General features: G+C 44.0%; 21 protein-coding genes. 10 read left to right on the top strand and 11 right to left on the bottom strand.

What is annotated here, in order from left to right; genetic code table 11:
• The gene (cmk, locus tag P2W76_RS09330) at window positions 1–681 is read right to left on the bottom strand and encodes a (d)CMP kinase (RefSeq protein WP_276347510.1); all 681 of its coding nucleotides are present in this window, start codon (window positions 679–681) and stop codon (window positions 1–3) included.
• A 251-nt stretch (window positions 682–932) separates the two neighbouring features.
• On the opposite strand from cmk, the gene arfB reads away from it, so the two are divergent.
• Window positions 933–1343, top strand: a complete 411-nt coding sequence (arfB, locus tag P2W76_RS09335) for an alternative ribosome rescue aminoacyl-tRNA hydrolase ArfB (protein ID WP_276347511.1) — start codon at window positions 933–935, stop codon at window positions 1341–1343.
• Window positions 1344–1447: 104 nt separating this feature from the next.
• Here the strand turns inward: arfB and P2W76_RS09340 are convergent, their stop codons facing one another.
• Together P2W76_RS09340 and lon are read right to left on the bottom strand one after the other, a co-directional pair.
• Complete coding sequence (locus tag P2W76_RS09340) at window positions 1448–2407, bottom strand: lipid A deacylase LpxR family protein (RefSeq protein WP_276347512.1); 960 nt, start codon at window positions 2405–2407, stop codon at window positions 1448–1450.
• A gap of 107 nt (window positions 2408–2514) precedes the next feature.
• Window positions 2515–4992 carry an endopeptidase La gene (gene lon / locus P2W76_RS09345; protein ID WP_276347513.1) on the bottom strand — a complete coding sequence of 826 codons (2478 nt, stop codon included), beginning with the start codon at window positions 4990–4992 and terminating at the stop codon, window positions 2515–2517.
• A gap of 305 nt (window positions 4993–5297) precedes the next feature.
• Here lon and P2W76_RS09350 point away from each other — a divergent pair, with 305 nt between their 5' ends.
• Both P2W76_RS09350 and P2W76_RS09355 read left to right on the top strand, forming a co-directional pair.
• Window positions 5298–5912, top strand: a complete 615-nt coding sequence (locus P2W76_RS09350; RefSeq protein WP_276347515.1) for a tetratricopeptide repeat protein — start codon at window positions 5298–5300, stop codon at window positions 5910–5912.
• Window positions 5913–5988: 76 nt separating this feature from the next.
• Complete coding sequence (locus tag P2W76_RS09355) at window positions 5989–6345, top strand: hypothetical protein (protein WP_276347517.1); 357 nt, start codon at window positions 5989–5991, stop codon at window positions 6343–6345.
• Between the two features lie 213 nt (window positions 6346–6558).
• On the opposite strand, the gene P2W76_RS09360 is transcribed toward P2W76_RS09355, so the two are convergent.
• The 3 genes from P2W76_RS09360 to gpmI are packed head-to-tail and all read right to left on the bottom strand — an operon-like array spanning window position 6559 to window position 9148.
• On the bottom strand, window positions 6559–7056 hold the full coding sequence (locus P2W76_RS09360) for a CAP domain-containing protein (protein WP_276347519.1): 498 nt from the start codon (window positions 7054–7056) through the stop codon (window positions 6559–6561).
• A gap of 47 nt (window positions 7057–7103) precedes the next feature.
• Window positions 7104–7625 (bottom strand): hypothetical protein, encoded by a 522-nt coding sequence (locus P2W76_RS09365; RefSeq protein WP_276347520.1) that lies wholly within the window; start codon window positions 7623–7625, stop codon window positions 7104–7106.
• Window positions 7625–9148, bottom strand: a complete 1524-nt coding sequence (gene gpmI, locus P2W76_RS09370) for a 2,3-bisphosphoglycerate-independent phosphoglycerate mutase (protein ID WP_276347522.1) — start codon at window positions 9146–9148, stop codon at window positions 7625–7627. The genes P2W76_RS09365 and gpmI overlap by 1 nt, the downstream gene beginning before the upstream one ends.
• 79 nt (window positions 9149–9227) lie before the next feature.
• Between gpmI and P2W76_RS09375 the strand changes: the two genes are divergently transcribed.
• Genes P2W76_RS09375 through P2W76_RS09390 form a run of 4 tightly spaced genes read left to right on the top strand, consistent with a single transcriptional unit; the run spans window position 9228 to window position 12075 of the window.
• Entirely contained in the window at window positions 9228–9629 is a 402-nt protein-coding gene (locus P2W76_RS09375; RefSeq protein ID WP_276347523.1) for a DUF4783 domain-containing protein, read from the top strand.
• Window positions 9630–9672: 43 nt separating this feature from the next.
• Complete coding sequence (nadC, locus tag P2W76_RS09380) at window positions 9673–10530, top strand: carboxylating nicotinate-nucleotide diphosphorylase (RefSeq protein ID WP_276347525.1); 858 nt, start codon at window positions 9673–9675, stop codon at window positions 10528–10530.
• A 52-nt stretch (window positions 10531–10582) separates the two neighbouring features.
• Window positions 10583–11224: a glycerol-3-phosphate 1-O-acyltransferase PlsY gene (gene plsY, locus P2W76_RS09385; protein WP_276347527.1), complete on the top strand. Its 642-nt coding sequence runs from the start codon at window positions 10583–10585 to the stop codon at window positions 11222–11224.
• A 29-nt stretch (window positions 11225–11253) separates the two neighbouring features.
• Window positions 11254–12075: a M48 family metallopeptidase gene (locus P2W76_RS09390; protein ID WP_276347529.1), complete on the top strand. Its 822-nt coding sequence runs from the start codon at window positions 11254–11256 to the stop codon at window positions 12073–12075.
• Between the two features lie 19 nt (window positions 12076–12094).
• Here the strand turns inward: P2W76_RS09390 and P2W76_RS09395 are convergent, their stop codons facing one another.
• From P2W76_RS09395 to P2W76_RS09410, 4 genes are read right to left on the bottom strand one after another with little or no spacing between them, the layout of a single operon-like run.
• Window positions 12095–13381, bottom strand: coding sequence for an anthranilate synthase component I family protein (locus P2W76_RS09395; RefSeq protein ID WP_276347530.1), 1287 nt, complete (start codon window positions 13379–13381; stop codon window positions 12095–12097).
• Between the two features lie 26 nt (window positions 13382–13407).
• A complete protein-coding gene (locus P2W76_RS09400) occupies window positions 13408–14682 on the bottom strand; it encodes an adenylosuccinate synthase (RefSeq protein WP_276347532.1) in 1275 nt (424 codons plus the stop codon).
• Between the two features lie 36 nt (window positions 14683–14718).
• Window positions 14719–15195, bottom strand: coding sequence for a transcriptional repressor (locus P2W76_RS09405; protein WP_276347534.1), 477 nt, complete (start codon window positions 15193–15195; stop codon window positions 14719–14721).
• 57 nt (window positions 15196–15252) lie between these two features.
• Complete coding sequence (locus tag P2W76_RS09410; protein ID WP_276347535.1) at window positions 15253–17490, bottom strand: bifunctional (p)ppGpp synthetase/guanosine-3',5'-bis(diphosphate) 3'-pyrophosphohydrolase; 2238 nt, start codon at window positions 17488–17490, stop codon at window positions 15253–15255.
• A 170-nt stretch (window positions 17491–17660) separates the two neighbouring features.
• Here P2W76_RS09410 and P2W76_RS09415 point away from each other — a divergent pair, with 170 nt between their 5' ends.
• From P2W76_RS09415 to bshB1, 3 genes are read left to right on the top strand one after another with little or no spacing between them, the layout of a single operon-like run.
• The gene (locus tag P2W76_RS09415; RefSeq protein WP_346429827.1) at window positions 17661–18227 is read left to right on the top strand and encodes a DUF4294 domain-containing protein; all 567 of its coding nucleotides are present in this window, start codon (window positions 17661–17663) and stop codon (window positions 18225–18227) included.
• On the top strand, window positions 18224–18730 hold the full coding sequence (locus P2W76_RS09420; RefSeq protein WP_276347536.1) for a glutathione peroxidase: 507 nt from the start codon (window positions 18224–18226) through the stop codon (window positions 18728–18730). Before P2W76_RS09415 ends, P2W76_RS09420 begins: the two co-directional genes overlap by 4 nt.
• Window positions 18727–19443: a bacillithiol biosynthesis deacetylase BshB1 gene (gene bshB1, locus P2W76_RS09425; RefSeq protein ID WP_276347538.1), complete on the top strand. Its 717-nt coding sequence runs from the start codon at window positions 18727–18729 to the stop codon at window positions 19441–19443. Before P2W76_RS09420 ends, bshB1 begins: the two co-directional genes overlap by 4 nt.
• Before the next feature lie 88 nt (window positions 19444–19531).
• On the opposite strand, the gene lat is transcribed toward bshB1, so the two are convergent.
• Entirely contained in the window at window positions 19532–20857 is a 1326-nt protein-coding gene (gene lat, locus P2W76_RS09430; protein WP_276347540.1) for an L-lysine 6-transaminase, read from the bottom strand.
• Between the last annotated feature and the right edge of the window lie 39 nt (window positions 20858–20896).

Raw genomic sequence — 20896 nt, forward strand, 5'->3', positions numbered from 1 at the left:
CTAAACGTTCTTTATTAACGGAAGTATCCGGGCCAGCGCGAAATCAAGCTGTTGCGATTGATCGATGGTTGTATTGTCGAGTATGATAGCATCATCGGCTCGTACAAGTGGACTTTCTTCCCGCGTGGTGTCGAGGTAATCCCGGTGGGCAATATTGTCAAAAACCTCCTCCATCGTTACGTCTTCACCTTTAAGCATAAGTTCCCTGAACCTTCGTTCCGCACGTATTTTAGGGTCGGCTGTCATAAAGATCTTTACATCGGCACCCGGGAAAACAACAGTTCCGATATCGCGTCCATCCATGATTATATTTTTAGACTTGCCCATCCGCTGCTGTTGCCGGACCATTTCTATCCTTACCTCTTTAATGGCACTCACCTCACTTACAAGTTCAGAAACCGGCATTTGCCGTATTTCCTCGGATACCTCTTCATCATTCAGGGTAATATGACTTTTGTAGTCCCGGGAATGGAAGTTCAGGTGGATGTCTTTAAGGGCATCAGCAATAGCCTCATGATCATTGAGATCGATATTGTTTCTCAGGAAATACAAGGTAACGGCCCTGTACATGGCGCCGCTATCTATATATATGAAATTAAGTTTTTTGGCCAGAGCCTTTGCAATGGTGCTTTTGCCGCATGAAGAATAGCCGTCTATGGCGATAACGATGTTTTTGCTCATCGGCAACAAATTTAGGGTTTAGGTTGGATTGGAAAGAAATATTTATTTATTGAGAGATAAGCGCCAGAATCAAGATTGATCGTGTTATCAAAGAGACGGATCTGTCCCACTGGTTTCCGGTTAAAAGGGTTGGGGTCGGGGAAACGGTTAGAATGATTTTTCTATAAACATACGACCACCTTCGGGGTCAAGCTTACCTGATTTGTTCTGGCTCTTGATTCTTGTTTCTCTCTCTATTGCTACTTTTGACCATGAATTTTTCTAAAGAAGACTTGCTGAAAGAAATAACCTTCAAGACATCGCGAAGCGGGGGTAAGGGAGGACAAAACGTCAACAAAGTTTCGAGTAAGGTTGAACTGAATATAGATATCAGGTCGTCAGCTTTATTCTCTGAAGAGCAAAAAGCCCTTTTATTATTCAAACTATCTAACAAGATCAATTCTAACGGCATTTTGCAGATCATTACCGAAGAAGACAGAAGCCAGTTAGTCAATAAGGAACGGGGTATCGAAAAGCTTATCGTACTTCTCAGAGCGGCTCTTCATCAGCCAAAGACGCGAAAAGCAACCAGACCAGGTAAAGCCGTAATTGAAAAAAGGCTGAAACATAAGCGTGCGACAGCGCTCAGGAAGATCAACCGGAAGAAAGATCTTTGGGACTAAGCAGTGGCATGTTTACCATGAAATGAAGTTCTGGCTATGAGCTTTGAGCTATGAGCAGTTAGTTTTTGCGAAATATTGCCCACAGCTCATCGCTCACAGCCCATCTAGTTAAACCGATAGTTTAAAGATGCCGAGCCATATTGATGTGGCCTGGCCATGCTTTTTACTTCTCTGGATTTAAAGATAAGGGAGAAGTCGGCTGTCCAGCGGTTTTTAGAGTAAATGACTCCCGCCTGCTGACTGAAGACCATCGGCTTCACGCCGAATACTACCGGCCCTTTATCCTCCCTGAATAATCCGCCTTCGATTGTTGCATCGTAAGCTATATAATGTAGCATAGGTTTAGCATAAAAGAAAAATTCCTTGTCCACAAGATCTTTTGACCTTGAGTTATGAGAAACAGTGCTTTCTGTACTTGCCGAATGAAAGAGCTGATTAAGACTGCCCGTACGGAACATAAGTCCTGCACCCGCACCGGAAAAGGTATTCCCAATATTTACATAAGATTCAATGCCGAGATCCAGCTTGCCGGTCTTATTTCGGAACAGGAAATACTTGTAATTTGCCGAGGCGTTTAATGCCGCTTCATTATTTACCTGCCATTGCCAGCCATTGATCTCATAGAATCCTACAATGTCATGCAGTAATTCCTGTGCTTCCTTGCCTTTTGCTGCAGGGCCGATAGTACCCGCCTGCAAGCTTACCTTTAAAGAGTTTTCAGAATAGAATAGAAAATTAACATTCCCGCCGAGATAGAGGTAGCCCGCAAATGGCCGATCGACGAAGCTTATGTCAGGGACATTTCCTGATTGAGCATTGTACATTTTCTGCCCGGCTTCGGCTTCCCAAATGATCTTGTTGAGTTTTTTATCAAGCCTGCCCTGATCGGTAGCTCTCCTGAAATAGATGAAAAGGCCGTTTGTATAATATCTGTCCTGGCCATACGCGAGGTATGAATCATTTTCGCTTCTGAAACCGAATTCGTTTTTAAAGGAAGGCGGTTGTGCTATTGCATATATTCCGCTAAAAAGAATAGCAGCTAAAAACACATAGAGAAATTTCATGAAGCGAAAATAGTAAAAGAAATAGCAGCAAAGAGTATGGAACAAAGAGCAAGGATTAGAGGCGCCTTGTGGATATCTTTACTCTTTGTTCCTTGTTCCTTATTCTATTAGTTCAAAGCGGGGGAGACTGGTTCCTTCACCGTCAGGTCAAGTGCGTCTTTCACCTTTTCCTTGATTAACGCCAGTTCTATAACTTCCTTCATCTCCGTTACATAATGGAAATTGAGGTCCTTAATGTAGTCTTCCTTGATTTCCAGGATGTCCTTTTGATTTGATTTACAAAGGATAATGTCTTTGATGTTGGCACGTTTTGCCGCAAGAATCTTCTCCTTGATTCCGCCCACGGGTAACACCTTACCGCGCAAGGTGATCTCGCCGGTCATCGCCAGGTGTGATTTAACCCGGCGTTGGGTAAATGCTGAGGTCAATGCGGTTAGCATAGTGATACCTGCCGAGGGACCATCTTTAGGTGTAGCGCCGGCAGGAACGTGAACATGTACATCCCACTGATCGAACAGACGGTGGTCAATATCAAATTTCGATGCATGAGCACGGAGATAGGCCATCGCAATTGTAGCCGACTCCTTCATTACATCGCCAAGGTTTCCGGTAAGAGATAATTTGCCTTTTCCAGGGCTGAGGCTGGCCTCTATAAATAAAATATCTCCGCCTACCTGGGTCCAGGCAAGACCGGTAACGACACCCGCAACGTCATTGTTTTCATAAAGGTCTTTATCGAATAGCGGCGGGCCTAGTATTTTTTCAACATCAGCTTTGCTGATCGCAGAACTATATTCTACCTCCATTGCAATTTTCGTTGCAATACCCCTTACCAGTGAACCAACCTTTTTCTCAAGTCCGCGTACCCCTGATTCGCGGGTATAGTCTTCGATCACTTTCTCGATGACAGGCGATTTAAGCGAAATGTTCGTGGTTTTTAGTCCGTGCTGCTCACGTTGTTTTGGAAGTAAATGCTGTTTGGTGATCTCGATTTTCTCTTCGATAGTATATCCGTTAACCTCAATGATCTCCATACGGTCCAGAAGAGCCGGTTGAATACTGCTCAATGAATTGGCTGTCGCGATGAACATAACATTCGAAAGATCGTAATCAACCTCAACATAATGATCATAGAACGCATTGTTCTGTTCCGGGTCCAATACCTCCAGTAAGGCTGACGAAGGGTCGCCTCTAAAGTCGTTCCCCACTTTATCGATCTCATCGAGGACAAATACCGGGTTCGAAGTGCCTGCCTTTTTTACAGACTGGATAATACGCCCTGGCATTGCGCCAATATATGTCTTCCGGTGACCTCTTATTTCCGCTTCATCCCGGATACCCCCAAGCGCCATCCGTACATATTTTCTTCCCAGCGCTTTGGCAATTGATTTACCAAGGGAAGTTTTTCCTACTCCCGGGGGGCCAACCAGGCAAAGGATCGGCGCTTTCATGTTATGCTTCAATTTAAGCACGGCAAGATATTCGATGATCCGTTGCTTGACTTTTTCAAGTCCATAGTGATCTTTTTCAAGTACCTTCTCGGCTCTCTTAAGATCAAAATTGTCTTTGGTAAAGTCATTCCAGGGCAAGTCGAGCAAAAGCTCCAGGTAGTTTATTTGTATAGAATAATCGGCAGCTGCAGGATTCATCCGGGCAAGTTTTTCTATTTCCTTGCCAAAGTGATCGCCGGTTTCTTTCGACCATTTCTTCTTTGCAGCCCTTGATCTCAGGTTTTCGATTTCAAGGTCCGGAGAGTTTCCTCCCAATTCTTCCTGGATGGTTTTTAATTGCTGATTCAGAAAATAGTCGCGCTGTTGCTTGTCAAGGTCAACTCTAACCTTCGATTGGATCTGGTTTTTCAGCTCCTGCATCTGCAGCTCGACAGTTAAATGTTCGAGAACCATCTTAGCCCTTTCGCGAAGATTGGCAACTTCAAGCATCTGCTGTTTAACTGCAACGTCCGCATTCATATTCGAGGATATAAAGTTGATCAGGAATGAAGCACTTTCAATGTTCTTGATCGCTATGCCCGCTTCGCTTGGAATATTAGGAGAGAGCTGGATAATTTGCATAGCCAGTTCTTTAATAGAAGCCATCAGCGCTTTGAACTCCTTATCAGCTTTGGGCCTGAGTTCCTCGAATTTCTGAATCGATGCTTTTATATAAGGATCGCTTTGAACCTCTTCCTTTAAACGGAAACGCTGCTTCCCCTGAATGATCACCGTCGTGTTGCCGTCAGGCATTTGCAGCATCTTGATGATAAGTGCTACGGTTCCCACCTCATTCAGCTGATCAAAAGCCGGATCCTCAACGCCAACATCGCGTTGTGATACAACGCCGATGATGCGATCTCCGCGGTAAGCATCTTTAATAAGTTTTATTGATTTATCCCTGCCTACGGTGATAGGAATTACTACCCCGGGGAATAATACAGTATTCCGCAATGGCAGGATAGATAATACGTCCGGTGTATCTTCATTGTTCATCTCCTCTTCGTCCTCCTGGGACATTAGGGGGAAAAACTCAGTATCTTCGTTTATTAATGGTAGGGTTCTGTTAAAATCGAAATTGTCGTAGTTGCTCATCTATATCTGAAAAACGTCATAATGACAGTAATTTGTCCTAATCGCCCTTTGAAAGGGTTGAAAGCTAAAAGTGCAAGGTATGTGCCAATTCTTCCTTTATATTAAATTAGTCAGATTTGCAGTTGAGAAACCGACAAAACTGCTGATATGGGTACATGCCGATAGTTTCGTCAGTGCTTTCAAAAACACCAAAATCTATTTAAATAAGCGATTTTTTTTCTTGTATTTACTAAAAGTAGTACATTTAAAAATAAATACATCTCGCACCCGTTAATTGATCGAGACAAATTTTCTTTATAACCTACATGAGATCAACGCCACTATTCATTTTCCTAACGTTATTTACCACTACAGTATTCGCCCAGAGTCCGTACCATAAAATGGGGGAGCGGGCACTCATCAACGGAGATTTTAAATCGGCAGTAAGCAGCCTGGAAAAGGCACTTGCAGCCGACACCAATGATGTCAATACCCTGTATATGCTTGGGTATTCATATTATCATTCAGGGAATTACAACAAGGCAGTGGCCACTTTTAACCGGGTGATCTCGTTGAAACCGAGCGAAAACAGTGCTTATTATTATCGTGGCAAAGCCCGGAATATTATGGCGAACGATACCAAAGGTATGTCTAATCCGGACCGCGAGAAATTGCTTCTGTCATCAATAAGGGATTTCTCCAAGGCGATAGACTTGAATGCCGAAGATGTTAAACTGTATCAGAACAGGGCAGTAGCCTACCGGGACTACGGTGTATTGAAGGGGCAGAAAATACCAGGCTTCTACGACAAGGCGAAGGCTGTTAATGCATTCCGGTCGTGTATAGGTGACTTTGAGAAGGTTTTAAGCCTTACACCGGGGCGCAAGGATATTACCACTCAGCTTGAAGACGCTAAGAGCTACCTGAAGAATTTAAATTGAGATTTTTCATATAACATAATAGGAGCCCTGCAATAAGCGGGGTTTTTCTTTTGATCCGGACTTTCAAAACAGAGCCGTGTTACGATCCATACGCAAACTTGAAAATCTTCACATTGTCTGCTGGTTGCTGAAAGATACCTGCTGGGTTATGGACCTGAAAACTGCAGGGATCGTCATGATCTTTCCGACCTTATTCCTGGCGTTTTATATAACTTACCGTTTCAGGAAGGTTCTGTCCGAGCTTTATCATAACCTGGCAGTTTGCTCATGGATACTTGCGAACACAGTTTGGATGATTGGAGAATTCTTTTTTGATGATACCCTGAGGCCCTATGCCATAGTGTTCTTTTTGACAGGACTGGCGGCGCTTGCTTTTTATTATATATTTGTCAGGCCGAGGACGAAGGAGGCTGAACTGACTGACATTGTCTGAGGACTGAGGTCTGATTTGGCCGGGGTGGAGATACTTGGCGAACAAGGTCGTGTATCCTATTCCGGAGGAGATCCCCGATCAAGTCGGGGAAGAGCCGTGGTAGTGCTCAATTAACCGTGTCATTATATAAGCGGAGAGACTCTCCCCCGATTTAGTCGGGGATCTCGTCAGAGCCGCTCCTACATTTCCGACCTCCCATCTCCGCGTCAAACCTCAGTTCCTCGCCCCAAAGTCCTGGACCCAGTACAGATTTACCTCAGCAACGCCAATTTCCCTGAAGTTTTTGTTCATGATATTCTTACAATGCCCCTCACTCCTGATCCAACTGTTCATTACCTGGTCGATAGATTTTTGGCCTGCAGCGATATTTTCGCCGTAAGCATAACTGCGTAAGCCCGAGAGGGTGTAGCCCGCTTCCTCTATCCTGTTCTTTATGCTTTTGCCCGATAAGCTCGTGTGTGCAAAATATCGTCGTCTGTACATGTCACGGGCGTGATTAAAGGCCGAGTTTTCCAAAGCATTATTCCATGTCACAGGCTCCACAGGCGGCATGTATGTACGGCCGCATTTGCATCCGGATGTACGAAGTTTGTTAACCCTGTTCAGGAATTCGTTCTGAAAATTATTTGACGACGCGGGCTTATCCGGGTCGTTCTTTAGCGCCATGCACGATAATAACGCCAGCGCGGGAATAGTTAAAATGAAACGCATAATACTGATGAGAGTATTAACGCCGGAAGAATCTGATTATTGGATCGCTATTTAAAAATACCGGAAATCTCATAGTTATTATTTCCCAGGAGGATCACGTCTTGTTTTTTTGCAATGCGATAAATGGAGTCGGGAATATAAATCAGTTCTTCGGCTGAACTGTAAAGGGCGTTTGCTGTATGATTAACGATAGTTATACCCTGCAGGTTACCCTGCTGATTTTTTCTGATCTCGATCGAGCGGGTGCGCAGTTTACTGTCAAGAGCTATGTACGTGGTCATTGTGCTATCCTGGACTATCTTGTAGCTGTCTCTCCAGGCAGCCTTATTGATATCTGATTCGGTAAAAAGACTCAATTCAGTTTCCCAGTTTGGCAAAACGTTGTCTTTGTTTTCAGACAATCCGTTTCTGCTTACGGTTTTCGCAACCCTGACGCCCGTCTGTGATAGCCGTGCTGATTCTTTTTCAAAAAAGCCCTTTAAGTCCATATATTTCTTTGCCTGCTTCGTTCCCGGCGCCTGGCAAGACGCAAAAAGAAGAAGTGCAACTAAGGTGGACTTGCTTAGCATTATGATACGAGTACGGTACCCGTCATAACCTCCGGTGCAGGAATGTTCATTAATGCGAGGATACTTGGAGCAACATCACCAAGTTTTCCGTCGGCGATATGGTGATAGTCTTTATCAATCAATATACAGGGCACCAGGTTGGTTGTATGCGCTGTGTTCGGAGATCCATCCTCATTGATCATAAAATCGGCATTGCCATGATCTGCCAGAATAATAAAGGAGTAGCCGTTTTTTATACCACACTCTACAACATTCTGAAGGCACTGATCTACTGTCTCTACAGCCTTGACAACGGCGCTGAACACACCGGTATGCCCAACCATGTCAGGGTTGGCAAAGTTCAGGCACACAAAATCCGGCCAGCCTGTCTTAAGCTCCTCGCAGATCGCCGTGGTGATTTCAGCAGCACTCATTTCGGGCTGAAGATCATAAGTAGCTACTTTAGGTGATTGGATCAAGATCCGTTTCTCCTGCTCAAACGCTTTTTCCCTTCCCCCCGAGAAGAAAAAGGTTACGTGGGGGTATTTTTCAGTTTCAGCAATACGAACCTGCTTTTTGCCAAAACTTTCAAGCACCTCCCCGAGTGTATTACTCAAATCATCCTTTGTAAAAACAACATTTACATTTTGGAACGTGTCGTCATAGGATGTCAGGGTAATAAAGTGCAGCGGAAGAGGAGACATATTGTATTCCGGAAACTCCCTCTGAGTCAACGCTGCTGTAATTTCTCTTCCCCTGTCTGTGCGGAAATTAAAGCAGATAACCACATCGCCGGTCTCAATTTTACCGACAGGCACACCATCGTTATCTATCTTCACTATTGGTTCGATGAATTCATCTGTGACACCGTTGTCGTACGATTGCTGGATGCTTTCAGAAATATCATGTGTAGGCGTTCCTTCACCTTTTACGAGAAGATCGTAGGCCAGTTTTATTCTTTCCCAACGGTTATCGCGGTCCATCGCATAATACCGTCCGATTGCAGATGCTATAACACCCCCGGACTTCTGAAGATGGTCTTCGAGCTCGAGAATGAAAGGAAGTCCGGAGTTGGGATCAGTATCCCTGCCATCCATGAAAGGATGAATAAATACATTTTTAACATTGTTTTCCTTAGCTGCGCTGCAGAGGGCTTTAAGGTGGCCGATGTGGGAGTGCACCCCGCCATTGGAAAGTAAACCAATAAAATGAAGGTTTTTGCCAGACGCTTTAGCGTAGTCGAAAGCTGCTTTTAAAACAGGATGATTTACCAGTTCATTTTCCCGTACTGCTTTATTAATCCGCCCGAGATCCTGATAAACAATTCTGCCGGCTCCCAGGTTCATGTGTCCTACCTCAGAGTTTCCCATTTGACCGGCAGGCAGGCCTACGGCCTCCCCGGATGCTTCAAGCTTTGAGTTGGGGTATGTTTTTAATAAATTGTCAAAAAATGGGGTTTCAGCAATGCTGACTGCATCAGAACTATCGTGCTTTCCATATCCCCAGCCATCTAATATAAGGAGTACCGCTTTTTTATTTTCCACACGCAAATATACATTTGCTGCAGCAAAATTCCAGACCTAATTACATCATGGCATGCTTTTAGCGCAATTTTATTTAGATATGGAAACAAGACTTTTACCTGTTTTAATTGTATTTCTGACTATACTGACCGCCGCAAAAACAAAACAGGCAACGGATATAGATTCGCTTGCCAGGTACTTTAGCTCAGGAGATGCTCAGAAAGTCTCGGGATATTTCTCATCGACCGTTGAACTTAACATCCTTTCGGAGGAAAACCTGTATTCTAAAGCACAGGCCGAACAGATATTGAGAGGTTTTTTTTTCAAGAACAGGCCGGTTTCTGCGAAAGTTATCCATCGTTTAACATCCAATCCAAACTATAAATTAGCTGTCTTATCGATGGTAACTGCCAAAGATAAGTTTCGCGTTTATACGTCATTGAGCAGTAATGGGGAGAGATTTCTTATTAAAGAAATACGAATAGAGTACGATAAAGAATAACAATTGCGATAAGTATTTCTATTTTTGTACTCAACCAATTAGAATGGATTCAGACATTACTCACCTTAAAACATTTATCCGACAGGCCCTAATAGAAGACATCGGCGACGGGGATCATACGTCACTTTCAACCATTCCCGCGGGCCAGCAGGGAGAAGCAAAACTACTGGTTAAAGACCACGGCATACTGGCCGGCGTGTCTGTAGCGCTTGAGATATTTAAGGCTGTTGACTCGGCCCTGAAGGTTGAAGTTCACATTTCTGATGGTGCCGAGGTACAGCCGGGAGACATTGCTTTTTTTGTAAAAGGGAGTGTACATTCAATTTTAGCAGCCGAGCGCCTGGTATTAAATGTTATGCAGCGTATGAGCGGCGTAGCTACAACAACCCACCGGGTCGTTAAGCTTCTTGAAGGAACTGATACGAAAGTGCTCGATACGCGAAAAACTACACCAGGTCTCAGATACCTGGAGAAGTTGGCTGTGAAAATAGGAGGTGGGGTGAATCACAGGTTTGGTTTATATGATATGATCCTCATCAAGGACAACCATGTCGATTATGCCGGCGGGACAGCCAAGGCTATCGAAGCCGCAAAATCGTATATTCATGCTAACGGCTTAAACATTCCAATAGAAATAGAAGTACGGAATATCAGCGAATTGAATGAAGTTATAAACAGCAGTGGTGTTGACCGCATTCTGCTTGACAATTTTGCTTTTGATCAATTAAAGGAAGCCGTTGCTGTGATAAACAAACGGTTTATTACGGAGGCTTCTGGTGGCATAACGGAGGACAATGTCCTGGAATATGCACAATGTGGAGTTGATTACGTGTCGATGGGTGCATTAACCCACTCCGTTAAAAGCCTAGATATGAGTTTAAAGGCTGTTGAGAGCAATTAAATTGATAAATCTTATCCTATACACCTTTTTGAATTAGTATAATTGTACCTGAATGATATCTATATACTCGGTCTCAGCTCTTATACTTGCCTACTTATTTGGCTCAATACCTACGGCAGTATGGATCGGTCAGGCCTTTTATGGGATTGATGTGCGGGAATATGGCAGCGGCAATGCTGGTGCCACGAATACCTTCCGGGTACTTGGCAAAAAAGCAGGAATAGCAGTCATGCTGCTGGATATTTTTAAGGGGTATACTGCCACAAATCTTGCATATCTTATTGGCCTTTCGGTTACGGGACCGCAAAATTCGGTTCAGTTCGTAAACTATCAACTGGCCTTGGGTATCACGGCTGTAATGGGACACTTATTTCCCGTATTTGCAGGTTTCAGAGGAGGAAAGGGTATTGCTACATTATTTGGAATGATATTAGCAGTACAGCCGCAGGCAGCGATGCTTTGCGTTCTTACCTTTGTTATTGTATTGTTGATAACCAAATATGTATCACTTAGTTCGATCCTTGCCGGATTCAGTTTTCCGCTAAGTATCATATTTATATTCCAGTCTCCAATACGCTCAGTATTATTATATGGGATGAGCATTTGCGTACTCATTCTGGTAACACATCAAAAAAACATTGAACGTCTGATCAAAGGTAGGGAATCCAAAGTAAATCTGTTTAAAAGGAAATAAAATTAACCAAGCTTATTTAAAACAGAATTATGAAAAGATTACAATTATTTAGCGTTGTCGCTATTAGCACAGCGTTATTATCATGTTCACAAGTTCCCCTCACGGGACGAAGCCAGCTAAGCCTGGTAGACGATGCTGTTCTCCGGGAACAAGCCAATCAAGCATATCAGCAATTTCTTTCTGACCCATCCACAAGAGTAATATCCAGCGGTACAGACGCACAAAGGGTAAGAACAGTGGGTAATAAACTAGCCAGTGCGATCAACCGCTACATGCAGGCTAATGGCTATGGAGATAAATACAATTATAATTATCAGTTCACTTTAGTGGACAGTAAAGAAATTAATGCATGGTGCATGCCCGGTGGTAAAGTTGCGGTATATGCCGGTATTCTGCCGGTTACTCAGAATGATGCAGGTTTGGCTACGGTGATGGGTCATGAGATTGCTCACGCTATCGCTCAGCATGCCGCAGAGCGATACTCTCAAATGACCCTGGCGCAGGGTGGCGGTGCTATCGTCGGAGCAGCGGTAGGGGGCAGGTCCGAAGGTACACAGCAGATAGTCGGACAATTGTATGGTCTTGGCGGACAGCTCGCACTTTTAAAATATTCACGTAACCAGGAAAGCGAAGCAGACCGGTTGGGATTGATATTTATGGCGATGGCAGGTTATAATCCAGATAATGCCGTGGCGTTCTGGCAGCGAATGGCAGCTGCGAAGGAAGGCAACGGTGCACCTCCCGAATTCCTTAGTTCTCACCCAAGTGATGCAACCCGGATTGCCGCTATTCAAAATCTGCTTCCTGAAGCGAGACAGTTTTATAAAGGCGGCCGAACAGCTGCTAACTAAGAACTAAGTAAAAGCCCGGTCAATCCGGGTTTTTTTGTTTCAGCACTTCCAGGATGGCTTTAGCCTTAAGTACACACTCGTTATACTCGTGTTCCGGATCAGAATCGAGAGTAATGGCGCTTCCGGTCTGGAAGGAAAGGTAGTTGTTCTCCTGGTTATACAGTAAGGTACGGATCACAACATTGAAGTCGAAATCGCCGTTCGGGGCGAAGTAACCCATGGCACCTGAATATACTCCCCTTTTTGTTCTTTCATATTGCTCAGCCAGGTCCATCGCGCGTACTTTTGGGGCGCCGGTCATTGATCCCATGGGAAAGGTATTGGCGATGATTTCAGCATTGGATAAACCTTCAGCTTTTTCGCATGTTACCGTTGATATTAACTGGTGAACCTGAGTAAAGCTGTAAATGCCGAACAGCTCTTCCACTTTCACAGAGCCTGGCTTAGCACTCTTTGTCAGATCGTTCCTTACAATATCCACGATCATCACATTTTCTGCCAGTTCTTTTTCATCGGTTTGAAGATTCCTTTTCTGATTATCGTCCTTTCTCTTGTCGGGATCCCTGGCAGATGTTCCCTTTATTGGCTGGGAGATCAGCTTTTGCCCCCGCCGGCTTAAAAAACGTTCCGGCGTAGCAGACATGATAAACCGGTTGCCGGTTTTCATATAACCGGAAAATGGAGTCGGCGAAATTTTATTTAACCTGATAAAGGTATCCAGGGGGTTTATTTCAGCATTTTCGGCGTAGAACTCCTGACAGAAATTGATTTCATAGATATCCCCGCGCTGTATATGACGCTTGATGTCATTGACAGCCTCGACGTATTCGGACCTGGTAAAACGCGATTGTATGCCCGTAACGGGCTTATTGCTTCTATCGGCAACGTTCAACCTATTTATAGCATGCCACGTACTTAACGGATCGCTGCTGCTGATCTCAACCTCGGTCCCCTTTATAAGGACTGTGTGGCGCGGAATAAAAAAGCAGAGATCAGGGAAGCCAAGATGATCGCTGTTTCCCGAGCTCAGATCCTCAAGTTCATTTTTTAGGTCATAAGCCAGGTAGCCTGGGATCAGGGTGTCTGTTTCATATAAAAAGCGATCGAGCTTTTCAAATGATCCGGCCCCGGCCGAACTTAATTTTCGGACTGCCCCCGCTGCGATAAATGTATCAAAGGCGGTATAGGGATCTGCATATTTGTTTGAATCAAAATAGCAGGCATCGTCAAAAGTATTGGCCCATTGCAGGGCTTTTAATTTGAAAGTATCCGGTTCGGGAGCGACAAAAACTTTTGAAGCAGGCACTTTGATCTAGATAATCATACTCCGTTTCAGCTAAGAATAAGCGTTTGCTCACGGTCAGGCCCTACTGAGAGATACTTTACCGGTACTTCTAAGTGTTTTTCCAAAAACGTTATGTAGGAACTCAGCTTCGCAGGTATTTCGCTCACTTTTCTTATTCCGGTCAAATCTTCCGCCCAGCCCGGGATGGCTTCGAGTATCGGTTCTGCTGTTACGGCATGGATATCGTATGGCATATAGTCAATGATGTCGCCGTTGTACTTATAGCTGGTGCAGGCATAGATGGTGTCAAACCCGCTTAGGACATCGGCTTTGGTCATTACCAGTTCGGTAACACCATTGAGCATGATCGCATACTTCATAGCAGGCAGGTCAATCCATCCGCAACGGCGCGGGCGACCGGTTGTTGCGCCGAACTCCCGGCCTACCTGGCGTAATTGTTCGCCTGTTTCGTTTTCAAGCTCGGTTGGAAAAGGACCGCTTCCTACACGTGTACAATAGGCCTTGAATATCCCAATTACATTTCCAATATTTTTAGGAGCTACGCCAAGTCCGGTGCATGCGCCGGCAGAAGTGGTGTTTGACGAGGTCACGAACGGATATGAACCAAAGTCGATATCCAGCATAGTTCCCTGGGCCCCCTCAGCGAGAACCTTTTTGCCTTCCTTAAGATACTGATTAACAAAATGCTCGCTGTCAACCTGCGGGATGCTTTTTAACAATTCGATTGCTTCAAAGAAAGCCGCTTCTTTTTCAGAGAAATCAGGGATCTCTCCGTAATGGGAAAGTATTGAACGATGCTTGTTCACAAGCTTATTGTAACGGTCACGAAAATCTGTGAGCATAGTGTCGCCCACACGAAGGCCATTACGTCCGGTCTTGTCCATGTAGGTTGGGCCGATTCCCTTAAGGGTCGAACCGATCTTGTCGGCTCCCATATTGGTTTCGGAAGCCGCGTCAAGTAGCTGATGTGTAGGCAGGATCAGATGTGCCTTTCTGGCTATTACAAGCTTCTTTTGTGCCACCGGATCAAATCCGTTTTTCTTTAAGTTATCGAGCTCCCTTTTTAAAATAATCGGATCAATAACAACGCCGTTCCCGATCAGGTTCATCGCATTATCATTAAATATACCTGAAGGAATGGTGTTCAGCACATATTTTTGATTGTTGAACTCAAGTGTGTGCCCTGCATTCGGGCCGCCCTGGAAACGTGCGATCAAATCATATTGCGGACATAAAACATCAACAATTTTTCCTTTTCCTTCGTCGCCCCATTGGAGGCCTAGTAATACATCGATTGTCATTAGTTAAATTAAGGGAGTATGGGTATGGTATGAAGATTAATTTTTATTGGAATATGATTCGCAATGACCTGCTTTGAGCCGGTCGCAATTGCCATAGAGATTTAAGGAGTGGTGTTTTATATCAAACTTTAATATCTCACCCATCATACTTTGAATTTGCTGTATCCGGGGATCACAAAATTCTACAACCTTTCCGCAGTCAATGCAGATAATATGATCATGCTGTTTATAGCCGTATGATTTCTCGAACTGCGCCATATTCTTGCCAAACTGGTGTTTAGTAACCAGGTCGCAGGCCACGAGCAGTTCAAGCGTATTATAAACCGTGGCCCGGCTAACACGGTATTTTTTATTTTTCATGTGGATATAAAGGGATTCCACATCGAAATGATCATTTCGTGAATAGATCTCCTCCAGAATGGCGTAGCGCTCAGGTGTTTTCCTGAGACTTTTATTTTCCAGATAAGCTTCAAAAATTTTAATTACCAGTGCAATAGTATCTTGTCCGGCCATAGTGTGATTAAATGACCCGCAAATTTATCCAAAAAATTATGAATATCCTTATTTAATTCAGGAAGCTTTGACCAGATCCTCCGATTGTGAATCAAACCGGGTAACAGAAGTGACCCCCGGAACGGTTTTAAGTTTAGCGATCATATCGTTCAGGTGTTCTGTATTATTGACGTAAACCATTATAGAACCATCGAACATGCCCTCGTTCGTATCTACAGTTATAGAACGCATATTGACTTTAAAATCTCCGGAAATAATGCTGGTGATATTACTGATCAGCCCTACATCGTCGATCCCGATAATCCTTAGGCCTGTAAGGAATGCCAGTTCTTTTTGTGAGTTCCACCGGGCTTTAACAATTCTGTACCCGTAGTTCGACATTAGTTTTGCCGCATTCGGGCAGTTGGTGCGATGGATCTTTATTCCATCTCCCACGGTCACAAAGCCAAATACGTCATCCCCGGGTATCGGGTTACAGCAGGCAGAAAGCTTGTAATCCAGTTTTTGGAGGTCTTCTCCAATAAGCAGGGTATCATTGTCGCTCTTAACTTTTTTGGTAAATTGATCCGGTGTCAGGTTTTCAGGCCTTTCAGGTTTGTTTTCTACTATCTTTTCCGAAGCGACAAACTCTTTGAGCTGTTTAACATCGATCAGGCCCTTTGCTACATTAAAGAAAAGATCAAGAGTGGAAGGTAGTTTAAAGTAATAAGTTAGTTTATAAAGATTATCTGTGTTATAAGTGACTTTGAGCGACTTTAGCTTTCGTTCAAGTATCTCCTTTCCTTGCTCTGCGATCTTTCGCTTTTCCTCTTTTAAGGATGACTTAATCTTTGATTTGGCTTTCGCAGTGACTACGAAACTTAGCCAGTCTTCTTTCGGCGATTGTTTACTGGAGGTGATAACTTCGACCTGGTCGCCATTTTGAAGTTTATAAGAAAGAGGTACCAATTTATGGTTGACTTTAGCACCTATACAATTGGCGCCAATATCGGTATGTATTTCGAAAGCGAAGTCGAGTGCAGTTGCATTTACCGGTAGCTGGATAAGGGCGCCCTTCGGTGTAAAAATAAAGATCTCGTCCGAGAATAAGTTCATCTTGAAATCATCCAGGAAGTCAAGGGCGTTCGATTCGGGATTGTTCAGCATTTCCCTGACCTTATGGATCCATTGATCAAGCCCACTGTCGCCGCCGCTATCGGCGGAAGGCTCTTTATATTTCCAGTGTGCAGCAAAGCCCTTTTCAGCAATTTCGTTCATCCGGGTGGTACGGATCTGAACCTCGACCCATTGGCCCCTGGGTCCCATGACTGTGGTGTGCAACGATTCATAACCGTTTGCCCGCGGCGAGGAAATCCAGTCTCTTAAGCGGTCAGGGTTCGGGTGGTAAAGATCAGTTACAATCGAGTAGGCTTTCCAGCAGTCTGACTTTTCATTATCAGGCTTGCTGTTCAGGATGATACGGATAGCAAAAAGATCATATACTTCATCAAAGGGAATATTCTTCTTCCGCATCTTTGTCCATATCGAGTGAATGGATTTTGGCCTTCCATAAACATCAGCCTGGAGTCCCTGTTCGTTAAGAATTTCACTGATAGGAGCAATAAAATCACGGACAAAGTTTTCGCGCTCTGTTCTTTTTTCATTGAGCTGCTGTGCGATGAACTTGTAAGTAACCGGTTCCATATACTTCATGGAAAGGTCTTCCAGTTCCGATTTCAGTGTATAGAGTCCGAGCCGGTGCGCGAGCGGTGCGTACAAGTAAACGGTTTCCGATGAGATTTTCAGCTGCTTATCGCGCGGCATAAAATCCATGGTACGCATATTATGGAGCCTGTCAGCAAGTTTGATAAGGATCACCCGCACATCATCAGCCAGCGTTAGCAGCATTTTTCTGAAATTCTCGGCTTGCAGGGAACTATTGTAATCGAATACGCCGGAGATCTTCGTAAGGCCGTCAATAATTTTGGCTACTTTCTTTCCAAACTCCCTTTCGATGTCTTCCAGAGTGATGTCGGTATCTTCAACAACGTCATGTAGAAGGGCGCAAACGATAGACGTGGTTCCCAGGCCGATCTCTTCAGCAGCGATCTGTGCAACGGCGATGGGATGATAAATGTAAGGCTCGCCAGATTTACGGCGCATATCCTGATGACTTTCAAGAGCCATGTTAAAAGCAAGGCGTATCATACGTTTATCGCCTTTTTGCAAAGTAGGCTTACATGCCCTGAGCAATGCGCGATAACGCTTGAGAATCTCTTTCTTCTCCGCCTCCAGATCGATCACAAGTTCTTTCATCGTTCTAATGCAATAGCCAATATATTAAAACGTTAAGCATACGCTATGGGTTACATTAAACGCGTGCCGGGTATTAATATATATAAAATATTAGCTGTAAATTTGCAGAGTATAAATTTATGAATTTTTTTAGGCTATTGGTAATGTTTTGTGTGGCTTTGATGTCAAAAATGGCATTAGCCCAATATAAGAACGATCCAACCATAAAAGGAGTTAAGGATACCATAGTCGTTGCTGTTACGAATATTGACGACGAACTTATTCCATGGGTAGGCCTTCCTGAAATTACCATTGTAGATACCCGTATTTTCAAATCGCCCCTGGAAAGGGCAAAATTTAACAGGCTGAGGTATAATGTTATGAAGGTTATGCCTTATGCGATGTTTGCACGACAGCGATATGCCCGGCTGCAAACCGATCTTGCGCACACCAGGAACAAGAAGGAGCAAAGAGTGCTGGTGAAGACTTTTGAGAATGAAATTAAGGCAATGTTTAATCGTGAGATCAAAAATTTAACGATAACACAGGGCGGCATCTTAATAAAGCTAATTGACCGGGAAACCGGGAATAGCAGTTATGAACTGGTTAAGGAAATGAAAGGAGGAGTCACAGCCTTCTTTTATCAGTCTGTAGCACGTATCTTTGGTAATAACCTCAAAAACAAATATGATCCGCAGGAGGATCGGGATATAGAAGCAATTATCCAGTCCTCGGGTTATTACATGTACAATCTATGACGGAAAGATCAATTTACCAGTTCACCGTTCCCTGTTTGAACGGTGAGGAACGGAAATTAATCGATTATAAGGACAAAGTACTTCTTATTGTAAATATAGCCTCCGAATGTGGTTTTACTCCGCAGTTGAAAGAACTTGAAGTTTTGAGAACCGATTTTGAAGGGGATGATTTCAGGATACTTGCTTTTCCATCGAATGATTTTGGCGGTCAGGAGCCCCTCGAAGGTGATGCGATAGCAAACTTTTGCGAAGATAACTATGACACCCATTTCGACCTGTTTGGGAAAATCCGGGTGAGAGGCGAGTATGCTCACCCGCTCTATAAGTTCCTGGCTGATAAGAAGCATAACGGGCATGTCGGCGCAGTGCCACGATGGAACTTTCATAAATATCTTATAAACCGTGACGGTGAAGTGGTTGATTTTTTCTACCCATTTACAAAGCCTGGTTCTTCCCGGATAAAAAAGAAAATTATTAAGTTATTGAATAGTAAAACCTTATGAAATTAGATATTTTGGTATTTGCGGTGCATCCCGATGATGCCGAGTTAGGCTGTTCGGGCACTATATTAAAACATATTGCAGCAGGCAAAAAGGTCGGCATAGTGGATCTTACCCGTGGGGAGCTCGGAACCCGCGGGACTGCGGAAACCAGGGATCAGGAATCGGCCGCATCAACAGCAATACTAGGGCTCCATATCCGTGAGAACCTGGGGATGCGCGACGGGTTTTTCAAAAACGATGAAGAACATCAATTAAAGATCATCCGGATGATCAGGAAATATGCTCCCGAGATTGTGCTTAGTAATGCTTTGCATGATCGCCACCCAGACCACGGACGGGCGGGTGAATTAGTATATGATGCCCTGTTTTTATCTGGCCTTGCTAAGGTGAAAACGCAACTGGATGGAAAAGAGCAGCAAGCTTTCCGGCCGCGTCTGCTTCTGCAATATATCCAGGACAGGTATATTCAGCCTGATATTTTAGTAGACGTTACCGAATTTTGGGAGAAAAAACTGGAAAGTATTCACGCCTTCAAAACACAATTTTTCAATCCTGATAATGATGATCAGCAAACCTATATATCATCGCCTGATTTTCTCAAGATCATTGAAGCCCGCTCAAGGGAGCTCGGAAAATCTATCGGAGCAGTGCACGCTGAAGGCTTTACCAGTAAAAAACTGTTGGGCGTTAATGACTTGTTCGAATTAAAGTAATGGATGAATGTATGGCAGTTATCAATAACCGGATCCGGTGGACGGCAGCTGATATACACTGCCCTGATTACTGAATGCCGTTTGTTTCTTAGCCTATGATCTTCTCTAAAGTTTCCAGACCCTTGTCAATCTGTTCCTCGTTAATGATAAGTGCCGGCCTGAAACGTATTGTTCTATCACCACAGCCGAGAAACATCACGTTCTCTTCCATGCCCTTCGCGATAAATTGATCTCTCATTGCCTTATTTGGAAAGTCGAAGGCGGTTAGCAAACCACGGCCGCGTACATTTGAAATATTCCGATGTTTTTCGGAGATCTTGCGAAGGCGTTCCTGAAGATAATTACCTGTTATTGCTGCGCTGCTTAAGAGGTTATCCTCTTCAATGATCTCCAGGATCCTTGTTGACCTGACCATGTCCACCAGGTTACCTCCCCAGGTAGAATTGATCCGCGAAGGTACTTTAAATACGTTGGTTTCTATTTCGTCGACTTTGTTGCCAACCAGGATCCCGCATACCTGCATTTTTTTACCGAAAGCTAAGATATCCGGCCGGGCTTTTTCTCCAAAATGCTGATGAGCCCAGAATTTCCCCGTGAGGCCTACTCCGGTCTGAACTTCGTCATAAATCAGGAAGCATTCATTATCATCGCACAACTGCCTGAGCTGTTCAAGGAATTCCTGCCTGAAGTGATTATCGCCACCCTCAGACTGAATAGGCTCTATGATTATGGCGCAAATGTCATCTTTGTTATCCGCAAAAGCCTGATTGATCTGTGCAATGGACAAAGCTTCCCTCTTTTTCAGATCTTCATATCCCTCATCACTAAATGGAAAATGGATTGCTGGGGTACTTACCCTGGGCCAGTCGAATTTGGCGAACCATTTTGTCTTATCGGGCAAGGTATTGGTTAGACTGAGTGTGTAACCCGAGCGGCCGTGGAAAGCTTTTTCAAAATGAATAACCTTTGTTCCCTTTTCGCGGGTATAACCTTTCTGATAATTTTTCTGAACCTTCCAATCCATAGCTACCTTTAACGCATTCTCAATGGCCAGTGATCCGCCGGCAATAAAAAATGCGTGTGGAAGATATTCCGGTATGCCTACCCGGGAAAAAGTCTCTACAAACTGGGCGTATTGTGTCGTATAAATATCAGAGTTCGACGGATTTGTCAGAGCTGCCAGCATGAGGTTCTTCTTGAATTCTTCGTCGTTAACCATTTTCGGGTGGTTGTATCCAAGAGGAACCGAGGCAAAGCATGTAAAAAAATCAAGTAAAGTACGGCGGTGTTTGGAATCGTATATGTAAACGCCATTACTTTTTTCCATATCAAACGTAAGATCATATCCGTCTGCGAGGATGTGCTTGCTAAGCGTTTTATTGACCTGATCCGGGGATACTGATAATTTATACATAGCTCTTTTGCTTATTCCCAAAAATAAAATAAACCGCAC

The sequence above is a fragment of the Daejeonella sp. JGW-45 genome (assembly GCF_029360805.1).
GTDB lineage: Bacteria > Bacteroidota > Bacteroidia > Sphingobacteriales > Sphingobacteriaceae > Daejeonella.